General features: G+C 32.1%; 13 protein-coding genes and 1 pseudogene. 2 read left to right on the top strand and 12 right to left on the bottom strand.

Annotated elements, in window-relative coordinates; all coding sequences use genetic code 11:
- Position 1 precedes the first annotated feature (1 nt).
- The 11 genes and pseudogenes from CUC15_RS04285 to CUC15_RS04235 all read right to left on the bottom strand — a co-directional run bounded on the left by CUC15_RS04285 (position 2) and on the right by CUC15_RS04235 (position 9,660).
- The gene (locus CUC15_RS04285; RefSeq protein WP_114915522.1) at positions 2-586 is read right to left on the bottom strand and encodes a Pycsar system effector family protein; all 585 of its coding nucleotides are present in this window, start codon (positions 584-586) and stop codon (positions 2-4) included.
- A gap of 541 nt (positions 587-1,127) precedes the next feature.
- Entirely contained in the window at positions 1,128-1,733 is a 606-nt protein-coding gene (locus tag CUC15_RS04280) for a hypothetical protein (RefSeq protein WP_114915521.1), read from the bottom strand.
- A gap of 369 nt (positions 1,734-2,102) precedes the next feature.
- On the bottom strand, positions 2,103-2,846 hold the full coding sequence (locus tag CUC15_RS04275; RefSeq protein ID WP_114915520.1) for a hypothetical protein: 744 nt from the start codon (positions 2,844-2,846) through the stop codon (positions 2,103-2,105).
- Between the two features lie 192 nt (positions 2,847-3,038).
- Positions 3,039-3,395, bottom strand: a complete 357-nt coding sequence (locus CUC15_RS04270; RefSeq protein ID WP_114915519.1) for a hypothetical protein — start codon at positions 3,393-3,395, stop codon at positions 3,039-3,041.
- Positions 3,396-3,397: 2 nt separating this feature from the next.
- Entirely contained in the window at positions 3,398-3,805 is a 408-nt protein-coding gene (locus CUC15_RS04265; RefSeq protein ID WP_114915518.1) for a four helix bundle protein, read from the bottom strand.
- Positions 3,806-3,907: 102 nt separating this feature from the next.
- Positions 3,908-4,132: a hypothetical protein gene (locus tag CUC15_RS04260; protein ID WP_114915517.1), complete on the bottom strand. Its 225-nt coding sequence runs from the start codon at positions 4,130-4,132 to the stop codon at positions 3,908-3,910.
- 210 nt (positions 4,133-4,342) lie between these two features.
- Positions 4,343-5,059, bottom strand: a complete 717-nt coding sequence (locus CUC15_RS04255; protein ID WP_114915516.1) for a hypothetical protein — start codon at positions 5,057-5,059, stop codon at positions 4,343-4,345.
- A 186-nt stretch (positions 5,060-5,245) separates the two neighbouring features.
- Positions 5,246-5,962, bottom strand: coding sequence for a DnaA N-terminal domain-containing protein (locus CUC15_RS04250; protein ID WP_114915515.1), 717 nt, complete (start codon positions 5,960-5,962; stop codon positions 5,246-5,248).
- A 296-nt stretch (positions 5,963-6,258) separates the two neighbouring features.
- Positions 6,259-7,584: a hypothetical protein gene (locus tag CUC15_RS04245; RefSeq protein WP_114915514.1), complete on the bottom strand. Its 1,326-nt coding sequence runs from the start codon at positions 7,582-7,584 to the stop codon at positions 6,259-6,261.
- 1,010 nt (positions 7,585-8,594) lie between these two features.
- Positions 8,595-8,906 (bottom strand): annotated as a pseudogene (locus CUC15_RS04240) (PhzF family phenazine biosynthesis isomerase); the annotation flags it as partial.
- A gap of 205 nt (positions 8,907-9,111) precedes the next feature.
- Complete coding sequence (locus CUC15_RS04235) at positions 9,112-9,660, bottom strand: short-chain dehydrogenase (protein ID WP_114915512.1); 549 nt, start codon at positions 9,658-9,660, stop codon at positions 9,112-9,114.
- A gap of 56 nt (positions 9,661-9,716) precedes the next feature.
- Between CUC15_RS04235 and CUC15_RS20370 the strand changes: the two genes are divergently transcribed.
- Complete coding sequence (locus tag CUC15_RS20370) at positions 9,717-10,544, top strand: helix-turn-helix transcriptional regulator (RefSeq protein ID WP_242985942.1); 828 nt, start codon at positions 9,717-9,719, stop codon at positions 10,542-10,544.
- Here the strand turns inward: CUC15_RS20370 and CUC15_RS04225 are convergent.
- Complete coding sequence (locus tag CUC15_RS04225) at positions 10,481-11,728, bottom strand: MFS transporter (RefSeq protein WP_114915511.1); 1,248 nt, start codon at positions 11,726-11,728, stop codon at positions 10,481-10,483. The two genes, CUC15_RS20370 and CUC15_RS04225, sit on opposite strands and share 64 nt — an antisense overlap.
- 324 nt (positions 11,729-12,052) lie before the next feature.
- Here CUC15_RS04225 and CUC15_RS04220 point away from each other — a divergent pair, with 324 nt between their 5' ends.
- Positions 12,053-12,628 (top strand): TetR/AcrR family transcriptional regulator, encoded by a 576-nt coding sequence (locus CUC15_RS04220; protein WP_114915510.1) that lies wholly within the window; start codon positions 12,053-12,055, stop codon positions 12,626-12,628.
- The last annotated feature ends 36 nt before the right edge of the window (positions 12,629-12,664 follow it).

Raw genomic sequence — 12,664 nt, 5'->3', positions numbered from 1 at the left:
ATTACATCCCTCCTACTTTTACAAGTATAACTCCCACCACGAATAGAAATAATATCATTGCAATTCCAAAGAAAGTGAATTTAATGCCTTTGTTGTAATAGGTATATTTAATGGTCGATATATTAGCGTTTACATATATTTGAGCAAGGAGGTCGTCAATTTCATCTTCTTTTGAAAGTGAATAGATCCTTTCTTTATACTCAGAAAATTTGTTTTGAGAAATACTTTCAAAAAAATACAATGAGCTGTTCACGTCTACGTTATGGTTTAAATTAACATCTCTTGAAAGCCTTGGTACTAATACTCTAATTAAACAATAGGTCCCGAAAATAAAAAAGGACCAAGCTGTAATAAAAAGAAACAAGAAGAGAAAGTTTGAGAAATTAATATTTGTAATTGAAAGAGTCACTATTTTCATTAACATTTCTATTGAATGTTGTGAAGTGAAAAGAGTAAAAAATATACCCACTACAGCTAGCACAATAGAAGATTTGGTATCACAAGATTTAATCCAATCTAGGTGTCTATCTAATTGTGAACACAAATGATCTCTTTCAGGGGTTTGAAAATTATTTGTATTATTCATCATTTCCTCCGGTTGATATTTGGCATAAAAGGCATAAGCACTTAAAATAAGATAAAACAGTTAATTAAGTAACTGAACATATCTTCATAAAAATTTAAAGAAATAAACAAATAAAAACTTAAGGGTTAAGAATTCTCAGGTTTCTCGCTTACCCTAGTTACTGATGAACACTTCTAAAAATTAACCATATTTCAATATCATCTTCCCTCTCTTCATTTTTTAGATGTTTATATGAGACATTATTAATACTATTATAGCAATAATCTTAATTTGTATTATATCTCTACACTCTATTGATATATCTGAGCGATTTGTTTTTAGTAGTCAACTTACTTCACGAAGAAGAAAGTGAATAATTTTATTTTCCGACTCTAACCTTACATAATCTTTTCATATTAATTATTTAAGATTGGCAGAAATAAGAACCTAAATAAAAAATAAGAATGCTATTAATACAGCATTCCTTTGTTTACTCCCCTGGCTTTTGTAAACTAATATCACCAGTTACAATAAGCAAACCATATTTTCTTATAATTTCTTTTTAAAATTCCAGAATCTCCAGAACCCTTTCTCCGCATCGAATAAACTCTTCATACGATTTTTCCATTTCTTCTTCAATATCCCATAAATAAATATTATCTATATAATCGACGCTAACACTAGGATATCTATCAAATAGATGATCCAATTCCTTTTTATAATCCTCATCGTCAATTACTTCATTTAGATAATCTTCATTTATTTTCATGTGTGTTTTCTTAAAGACCCATAGTTCGATATTTCCTACGACTTCTGAATATGAAGTTAAGCCCTTACAATAAATATCTAGTGGAACTCCCGATAGTTCGACTGGCGGCTCAGACAAAAGATCTTTTGCTTGCTTATCAAAATAATCCATTAGTCGAAAAAGTTGATTCATTTCCTCTGTGCCGTTTTTTTCGATGTAATGTTCTGAAACAATTCTAATTAAATAATTTACATCACGAATAAAATTTAGACGATCATAAAAATGATTTGAAACTTTATTATACATCTCTACTTTATCTAAAATCCGTGTTTTTTCTCGTCTTTTTCTTTCCTTCATGACTCCATTGGTTACATCATTAGCAAATCGTCTTGAGGTACCCCATAATAATTTCTTCAACACGATATTCACTCCCCCTTAGTAAACACTTACATTACTATTATACATGAAACTAGCCCCTTTTTATGTCAAATCCTTCCACATAAAGTTTCGTATACTATTATTAGGAGAGCAATATCATTGAGGTTATATCAGCTAATACAGAGTTTAGACAAGTTTGAGTAGTAGATGATTACTGGAAGATCTAAGAAAAATGCAATGATAATTATAAAAAATGTCATCAAAGGTATCTTAGGCTAGCAAACCCTTTGTATTGCTTACTAGGAGATGAGAAGCATTTTTTAAGGCTTCTTTTCAATAGAGGTTAATAATTATATTCTGTTCAAACACATAACACCTTCCTTCGCACCCTCTCTATGTTTTTTATTAAAATTATTTTATTTCCCTTAAATAATCGGGATCTAATAAAATTTCTTCTTTATCGAACCCTTCGTGCTTTAAATGAATAAAAATTATGAGGCTTTTTGCATTATACGCCCAACGTGCTACACCCCCACTGTCTCTAAGATGTTGATAAGTTGTGAAGGAATCAGTATATCCAACTTCTAGAGGAATATTTCTTGGTTCTAGTTTGAAAATACTTTTTTTGCTTGTACTTATTTTCTTTTTCTCATTACCATCAATCAATAATGGCTTTGTCCAAGAAAAGTCTCCATCAGACACTGCCCCTCTTCCCCTTTCCGGTTTAAAATTCACACTATAAAGTCCTTCATGATAATTTCTTGAATGTTGATCAGTAAAGGTGTTTTGGAATTGATTCAATCCCAATCGTAACTTTCTATTATTATCTTCTATTTCCTTATCTGCACTTGGTTCTTCATTTATATCAATTTTTAAAAAACAAATATCTCTATCTATTATTTCAGCCCATATAAGACAAAAATAATATATATCATAAAAATCAGGGCACTTAATCCAATCGGGATATTGAAAGATACTGTTAACAATTTCTGGATTGTAGTATCCATCAATTACTTTTTTCCAGATCTCAAATAGAAATGATCCTTGTTTCGGATTTTCGTACAAAGATCTGTCTACAATTTGTTTTTTAAGAACTTTTTTATTATCTATGTTTAATATATGAAAATCCGGATTATAGATAGGCTTATAACTCATTTTTCACACCACCAAATTTTTTATTATAAGTATCATCCAAATTGCAAATTTTCAAACCCTTTATATTGGTTAAGCTCTAAAAAACTAAACTTCCTTCATTTTTATTTTGTTATAATGTTATTAGATCTCTTTATCCAAATATTTCAATTTCCAGATAGTTTCAGATATAAAAAAGGATAAAGGAGTTTCCCTTTACCCTCTGCTAGCATTCTTCTTTCTATTCAACAGCCCGAAATACCCATTAAACAACTTCAATAGTTCAACAGAGAGTTCATTCTCTTCCATTCCATAGTCTCTCAATACTGGCATCACATTCTGAAGAGCATCTTTACCTCGATTGAGCTTTTTATACTTGTTTCTCACATTGATTTCTGCAGTAGCCGTTGCAATGCTACTTGGAATCTTCATAGCCATTTTACGGATTCGAACGCACTCTTTCAAACCAATCTCATCCAGATTTTCATTTGTCCAATCTAAAACCTGATGTGTGAACCTAATTGCCTGTTTATAAAGGTTTAACATTCGAAATCTATCAATTTCAATCGTCATGTCTACTCCTCCTCTTCTTGCCCTTCCTTATCCAGGACTTTATCAATTTCCTGGATCATTCCTAGTAGCATACCGAAAATAACTTCGGCATCGTCATCTAGCTTCTCATATTGTTCTCGTGATATATACTTTTCCATAATCGCCATATCGAGAAAGGCCTGTATTTCCGCCGTGCTACCGAGGGCTGTATTCAAGCGATCTTTTTCCTTTCCATAATAGTAGTTCCGAAATCCTTCACTAAAATTGGCTGGTACACTTGCTGAAGCACGGCGTAACTGGTCACACAAATTGTACCTTTCTATGTCTGGAAATTCCTTAACTATTGCGTAGATGTCTCTTCTAAACCGTAATGCTCGCTTGTAAACCTCTTGTTTTCTTGGATTGGATATTTCCTTTTTGGTAAGTTGCATAAGTGCATCACTCCTTGATTTAATTGTGTTTTTGATTTGGGATTATTGTTTTACTCATTCTGAAGGTTTTGATTGAGGTTTTAGCTTGGGGATTAAATTTGGTCATAAGTCTATTTGGTCATAAGTCTGAAGCTCTCGTTTATCATTCAAATAGTGGTTAATGAGTATTCCCTCGGATTCGGTGAGATCTTGCATCCCCTGAATCATCCAGATAACTCCTGAACTAGCAAATTCCCCCAAAATGTGTTCAATGTCAAATATGCCATAATTAGCCTCCGCCCTTACACTTTGGTATTTGTTTTGCACTTCTTTTACCAATGGATTCACAGTTTCACCTCCTTTCATTTACCAAGCCAACATTCACTTGATAACAATATTCTATTATGGAACAATTTTAATTATAAGGTCTAAGTGTTCTAGCATGTCCTTACCTTGTCTGACGTATTCGGATTAGGAGCTAGGTCTGATTATCCGTAGTTTCCCTAAATTATGTCAATGCAATTGAATTGCTTTCAATTATTGGACTTTTGTATGTGCTCAATATACCTGTCCAATTAATACTGCAATAGTTGACTCAATGGGATAACCTAAAATTAATCCAGTTAAAACATGGTTAACAGTAGTCTTAAATGGGCTGGAGTAATCAAATCCATTCAAAAATGATGACAATTCCCATTTTTTTAGATTTAAGATTACCAACTCTTCCTCTAGTGAAAGTAGATTAACCCCTAGCTTCTCACTGAAGAGACGATATGTTTCAACAAGAGAGGCTAAATCAAATAATTCTTCCATAGTTCCATTATTTGCTATACCTATTTCATAAGGGAAGGCTGAATGGTTATTTTCAGAAATTGAATATCTTAGGTGAATTCGCTCAATTTTGTCTGTAATTTCATTTATCTCTTCTATATTTCTACATAACATGAACCCCATAGGCTTATTTCCTATTGAAACTTCTTCTAGCAATCTTCCATTTGTGTCTGTATATTCACCATTTGGCAAGAGCACATTATACCCTCCACAAAACAACAAATTACTCCAATCCAACATATTAGAAACATGCGGTAATTTTTCTGTTTTTGGATACTTGTAACGACATTGTAAATGTCCATTATTCAAAACTACCACTTCGTCATTCTTTTTGTATTCTCTGAGATAGAATCCAGAAAAACCATATCCGTTCTTATCCTTGTATCTTCCAACTCTTTCGCCACTTTCTGTTACCCATCCATAAGTTTTAGTTAATGTCTTCATATGTTCATTTCTCCTTTTCCTTATATGTACCAATCTTTGTTTAATGTTTCATCATTCTTGATCCATTCTATTATCCTTTTTCTCATTTAAACAGTTTTTAAAGTTCGACAATGTTTGAGGCCATTCGGATTATATGGTGGCACTTTCATTAGTGTAGCCATATACTTACTTCCTTCTTCCGTTAGTTCATCCAGCTAAATAGAGACTTCTTATATATAGACGGTTGTTGTTATTAATCATTTCAAACCGTCTCATATTAGTATCCAGGTCCCCCGGGCCACTTTGCATACGTTCTAAATCTCTACGAATTCGCTCATTCTGAGCACGCAATCTTTTTGTACTATTAGATTCTACTATCTCTGGTAGTACAAGATTTAACCTTCTCCGTGGAACTTCTGTCATAGGCGAATTTACGTCTTTGAGGATATCAATCTTATTCTCATTCCTAATATTAAGTGAATTAAACCATTTCATTCCTTCACTTTTAGCTATTCCAGGCGTGTACGAATCGAACTGAGAAAGCATAGTTGAATAAAGTAGTTTTACCTGATTCGAGGGCAAGCCAATATCCTTGCATGCTAGAAGCATATATGCCAAAGCCTGTTTCTTATCCATTTCTTCAGTATTAGTGTTTTCTTCTTCACGAGAGGTTATTTCTATTTTAAACTCCTGACCTGTTAATTCTTTTAGCACATCAAAGAATAGCTGCTTATATCTCTCCTTAATCCAATCGCAAGCAAAATCATTTGCTGCTGTTATTACCAATGTGTTTCCTTCAGTTATCTCACCAGATGAAGGGGCAATCCAAGTATCAAATGATGATTTTGATATATAATTGGAGATTTCTACTAAAATTATCTCCCACAAATCCTGTGAATCTTTTTCTATGCTTGAATCATTCATTTATCCATTTCCCTTCATCAATATTCACTTCTTAATAATAGTAAATCACTCGCCATCAATATTCATTTTATAGGTGTTTTTAAAAATTCTTAACTAATGAAATGTCGATTTATCTATTTGCAATTAGGATACCATTGTCCTTTATTGTTTAAGTTATTTACTGTTTTTAAATTAAGATAACCGTTTTCAGTGGATTTCTACTTTATCCCTTGTTCTAATATATCTAGGTGTAAGATGAGTTCCTTCTTTCTTATTACTAACTTTTCCATATTTTCATATTGCAAATACTTATCTTTTTATCGACGGGCACAATAAGGACACCATCGGCCAGTGAATAGGTTTGTAGCTTTTGTGGTCCATTTGTCCCCTTTTTCACATTTGACAGTAATAGGAGTTAATCTGCCGTTATATTGCTTTGTTAATAACTCCCCTCCTTTTTTCATTATCATTCTTTCTAATCTTTTAAGTGGTGGACAGCTCTTATAATATTCCTTAAAAAATAATTCAACATTATCAACTTGCGGTACTTGTAATCCTATATTGCCCAGTTCCTTTCGAATAGTTTTCAAGAGTATATCATCTGTTACTGCTTTATAATAAGGAATAATAATTAGTTCAATATCCTTTTCAGCACATAATTTTTCTTTATCTTTATCATCCTTTTTTCTTTTCTCAAAACCAGCTTGTGTTTTATGAAAATGTTCAATATATTTATAGTGTTGCTCACCGTGGTATTCAAAAGCTATCTCTTTTTCATTTTTCAGCTTAGCATAACCATCAAGAATATAGGGGCGAACCTTTTGACCATTTGGGTTAAAATCACAGTTTAGCAACTTTTCAAAAGCGTAACGAGTCTTATGTTCAGTAATAAACCAGGAACATTTTGGACACCATTGGCCTGCTTTTACATTATGAGGAGTCATTTTAAACTCATGACCATTTATACACATAAATTCCATTTTTCTTTCTTTATGGAAGTATTCATTGGAGATACATTTTCCTCCTCTATCCACAGCAGTTTTCTGAATCCTTTTAAACTGTGTTACCTTGTTTCTACCATGGCAGGTAGAACACCATTTGCCATTTTTCAATCTTGATGCTGTTGTTTCCCATTTATCCCCTTTTTCACATTTAACAACAAAAATGCTGTTACCATTTTGATATGATCCTGAAATAATTTCCCCATCTCGAGATTCAACTATTCGAATTATTCTCTTCATATGTTTTTCTTTATCATAGCAATGTTTAGTACATTCTGGGCAATTATTATGTTTTACACTTTGTGGAGATGCAGGCCACTTATGTCCTTGGTTGCATTTAATAGTCAAGTTTCGATTTTTCCAACAATCAATCTCACCTTCAACTATTTCCCATCCCTTTTGAGTAAGAATTGGCTTTATTTTATTCAATAACGCTTTTTTTCTTATTTCTTCCTTACACTTAGGACACCAACTATTTCTTTCGTTAATGTTTCTTAGCGGAGCAGGCCATCTATGAGATTTATGACATTCCCACTCTAAATCTGATCTGTTACTGACATATTCATTACTAATACATCTCCCTCCTTTTTCCATAGCAATTTCTTTTGCAAACATTAATTGCTTTTTCTGTTTCTCATTCAATACATGTTCCTCCATTCATTTTGTTTTACTAAAAAAAATTACTTCTTAGCAAACTTCTGCTTTTCAAATTTGTTTCATTAGGCATGCTACCCATATTTTTTGCATTTCATACGTAACCTACTAGCTTTAACATAAAAGGAAATAAATATACCACCATTTATAGTCAATGGTAAAAAATATAATCATTAAATAGTGGCCGTGAAAAAATCTCTATTGGTTTATACCTTCTGGAAAACAGGCAATAGAATAGATTAGGGGAGAGATGCAAAAATACCGACGGACCTTTATTGGATATAGTTTGGGGAGATTATTGAACAAAGGAAAAGAACTGGACCCGCTATTGGATCCAGCTCGAAATGTATTGATTTTTGATTGAAAAAACTCGATCGGATGATAATTGAAAAACCTTCGGAATACTCAAGGATTTTGACTGATTTCTCCCCGACCCTTTACAGTTAGGAACCTCATTGGAATCTCTAGAATTCCCTCCTTATTTATATCAAAATGTATAAGCGTATGATTTTCTGGTAAAATATATGAAAGGCACGTGCTGATAACACGGAGTCTACAGTAGTTTGCTCAAAGCGAGAAGCTACTCAATTACAACGTTTTGTATAAAGAGACCACCCTTCAGCTTTTGGACGAGCGTTTCGGGGTGGTTTTCTCTTTGTTTTATCGCCTTTTATTCCAAGTTATTTCTTCGGATTGGAAAGAAAAACATTGAGGAACAGCTATTGAAACCCTTATTGAAAAAGGGATTGAACAAAAGAAACTGGACGGAATCCTACTGGAACTGCCCCAAATTTGAATTGATTTTTGATTGAAAAAACCCTTAAGTACCGACTTTTTAGCATGAAAACCAACTATAAGGTAGGGAGCAAAAGCATTATTGGAATACTTAATTGGAAAAGACGATCATATTACTGATCGTCTTGTTTAACTATCGCACCAGTTACTTTAAGAACAATTCTTCACAAACTAAAACAGCGATTGGATAAAAAATTGCAATATTAAATTGTCACTTCAAATTCATCCACATATACTGCATTTCCTGTAATCTCTATTTTTAATTTTTTCTGTGTCATAGATACGTTTACTAATACCCGACCATCCTTATCAATTTCCTGCCCCTGTTCTACTATAAGGTTTAGAGATTCTTCATTTCTTTTTATAAATTTTGCAAAATATGCTCCCATTACCCCTGAAGCAGTCCCCGTAACTGCATCCTCTATTGTACCTGAGAAAGGTGAAGAGAAGTGTCGAGCGTGCATATTAGCATCAGAATCATAGGTTTCTAAACAAAATGGGTGAATTGATGCCTTTATATTAACCTGCCCTTTAGTAAAATATCTTCTAAAATAGCGTTAATCCTCCCTGTATTACGTAACCTTTAGCTCAATAAGTTATTCTCATTAAATACTAACTCAAATATAATGTTGCTTTTACAAAAAAAGAAAAAGGCAATCAAATCTGATTACCTTTTTAACATTAACGTTTAACTTATCACTAGCATCATAAATTATTGTTTTAAGGGTGCTTATCCCAAGGTTCAATTTGACCAATGGTTAGTATCTTCTTCTTTTTCTTAATCGCTTCAATGATCCCATCTGAAATTTCCTTATTTGTTAACCACCGTGAATTAGCACCCTCAATTACAAATCCCAATTGAACCTGGTAATATAAACACCTCTCAGTCATTCTAACTTCTCTCTTAATTTTACTTAAATCTGAACTACTTCCTAAAACATGGAATAATTCCCATTGATTTTTATTTATTGAAACTTCCTTTGCTATTATCTCAAGTGCATCTGGTGCATCTGAATGAATCCATGCTACTACAATATCAATATCACCATTTTGCTCTATTGTTGAATGCACTTTCTTTTGTAATTCATCATAATTTTTGTAATCAACCATTATTGGTGTCACATTACTTTTCATACCTGACTTTTCTATTAATTTCTTCATACGTCCTGAATTCCTTGCAACTATCGACACATGATATTCTTTAGCTAATAGCCAGAGTGACACATTTGATAACATTCCTGTTCCGCCAACTACTAATGCATGCTTCATTTATTTCCTCCTTCATTATGATACAATTCTAATATACTTACTTAGAAGGTGATTATGTGAGTCAAACAAAATTATTACTAAATACTGATAACGGAGTTTTTTTATTAAAAAAAGATTTCAACCAAGAGAGCAATTGGCGTTCAGATGATTGTTATAAATTTATATATTCTTTAAATGGGAGTATAAATTATCAAACTTACAGAAATCAGATAACCCTTAATAATCAACAATTCCTTTTATTAAACCCGCAAGATGAACATAAACAATTGGCAGTAGATAAAAGGAAATTTTTGGTTGAGTTAAAGCCTTCTTTTATTAATAAAGTTTCGCAATCTATATATTCTCTGTACAATGATATTCAATTTGCTTCATGTATCCAGAAAAACCCTCAGATAACAAATTGGGTAAAGTATGTATTGGAATATGTACAACTTGAAAAAGATGATAAAAAATCTACGAAATTATTTTTGGATCATAGTTTCACTCAATTGGCCCTAATGTTGCTAAAAAGTGCAGTTGGAAGTCATACACAGGACATAAATTTGAAATACTATAAAACAATTAGTCCACAAATTTATAAAACAATACTAGCTTTAAAAGAAGGTTATCAATATTCTTGGACCTTAGATGAAATGGCAGAAATATCGAGCTTAGGCAAGTATCAATTTGCCCATTATTTCAAGGATATCATAGGGATTTCCCCATACTCTTGGCTACAAACTTATCGAGTAATTCGAAGTCAGGAAATGCTTAAAAAGACAAATAAAACAATATTAGAAATAGCAATGGATAGTGGTTTTTCATCTGTTACTGTTTACAATCAATTATTCAGACGATTATATGGTATGACACCTGGTACTTTTCGAGAAATGTTTAATAAATAAACAACGGAACAAAAAACCATCATAAGTCCACATATTATAAATAAGATCCTTATAGACACGAATGAAGAAATCAATCCGAACACACCAAGAGAAATTGCATTTGAGAAATATAGAAGAAATGCATTGAAACTAAAGCCTCTGCCTAATTTTCCAGTTGGAAGATATTTTTGCAACAAATATACTCTTGATAAACCAGATATAGGTAAGCCAATTGCTGCAACTAATACTCCTAAAAAATACAATGGGATAGTATAGGAGAATCCTAAAAGGAGAATACCTATACCCCAAATCAATGAACCAAGCAAATAAATTTTCACGCTTAATTTTTTCCAAATTAATGGGATAAGTAGATTAACGGCAATGACAGCAGCACCATACCATCCTAAAAGTAAGCTATACAATTCCTCTCCAATTGGAGTTGTTTGTACAAGCTGCAATAATAAACCAACTTGCCACACCCATGTATTAAAAAACACAATGATTACTGTTACTATAAAAATTGTTCGGATTGTGTCTTGTCTTTTCGCCCAAATTGAAAAATCCTTTATTGAGATAAATATATCTCTTACTTTCCTTTGACTTGAATTTTCATTTGTTAGACTTTTTTCTGATAATTGAATTCTATAGATAAAGATTGCACTTATAAGATATGTCAATGCATCGAATGTAAAAAAATATACAATGTTAATTGTATTCATTAGTCCTAAACTAACAATTGGCCCTAACACAGTAATTCCCCTTGTAGCTGTATCAAGCAAACTATTAACAGAAGATCTTTCCTCTTCACTTGTAATAAGGGGCAAAATAGCCCTATGGGCAGGATTAAAAAAACAACCTAAGCACTGAATTAGAAAGCTCACTACTATTAAATGCCAATAATTTAATAACTCTAATTGATAAAATAACACCAGTGATAATGTTAGAGGTATTCTTAAAAGGTCGATTATTATTAATAGCTTTTTTTTATCTACCCAATCAGCAATTACTCCTCCTATCAATCCAAATAAAAGGTAAGGGAAAACTTGTGAAATTGCAACTCCAGTTGTGTATATACTTGATTCTGTTATCTCATAAGCTATAAATAAGAAGGCTAACCCAGAAATAACATCCCCCAAATTAGAAGTCCCAGCTCCTAATAGGTAAAATAAAACATTTCTATTATTTTTTAAAACTTTTAAATACATATTAAATCACCTCTCCTTGAGTGTACTTTTTATTTGAGGTGATTTCTTTACTAATATTGCTATCTTTTCTTGCAAGATTATGGTGTATTTACAATTATTATCTTTCATAACATAAATAAGCTACATAAATAAACTGCTGATTCAATTAAAAAAGAGTGCAATTCATTCTTTTCGAAATGCACCAGTGAGTTGAAGATGAATTGAGACGCTTCTTCAAAAATCACACCCTTTAACGGAAGACTTGATCTCAAGATAAGTTTTTCTGGACTTAACGTTCCAAAACCTTTATACTAAATTTTATTATATGAATGGGGGTGTTGAAAAATGGGTAGAAGTATTAGTTTTAACAAAGAACATGCTTTGGATAAAGCTATGTATTTATTTTGGAAAAAAGGTTATGACGCTACATATATCTCAGATTTGATTGAAACAATGGGAATAAGTCGATCTACTCTCTACGATAGCTTTGGGGATAAGGATGCATTATTTAAACTGGTTTTAGAACATTATAAAAACTATGGCAGCCGAAAGAGAAATTTACTTTTTAGTGGTATAAACACTAAAGCATCACTTAAATCCTTTTTTTATCAACATATTGAAAAATGCTATACAGATGACATTCCCAAAAGTTGTATTATAACTAACTCTTCACTGCTAATTGGACATATTGATCCTTCCATAGAAGAAATACTTCTGAATGATTTTAATGAACTTGAAAAAGTATTTAAGCAAGTCATTGAAGAAGGAAAAACGAAAGGAGAAATTTCACAAGAGGCTAACACTGAATTAGTTGCATATTCTTTATTAAGTTTAAATCATAGCATTAATTTAATGTCCAAATATAAAAAAGAGAAAAATCTAGCCTATAATCTGGTGGATAAGACTATTGCAGACCTATAGTCTTTCTTTTTAAAGCATTTTGGAACAAGCGTACCA

It is taken from the genome of Oceanobacillus zhaokaii (assembly GCF_003352005.1).
Taxonomy (GTDB): domain Bacteria; phylum Bacillota; class Bacilli; order Bacillales; family Amphibacillaceae; genus Oceanobacillus; species Oceanobacillus zhaokaii.
This window is presented reverse-complemented; position numbering and strand designations above follow the sequence as displayed.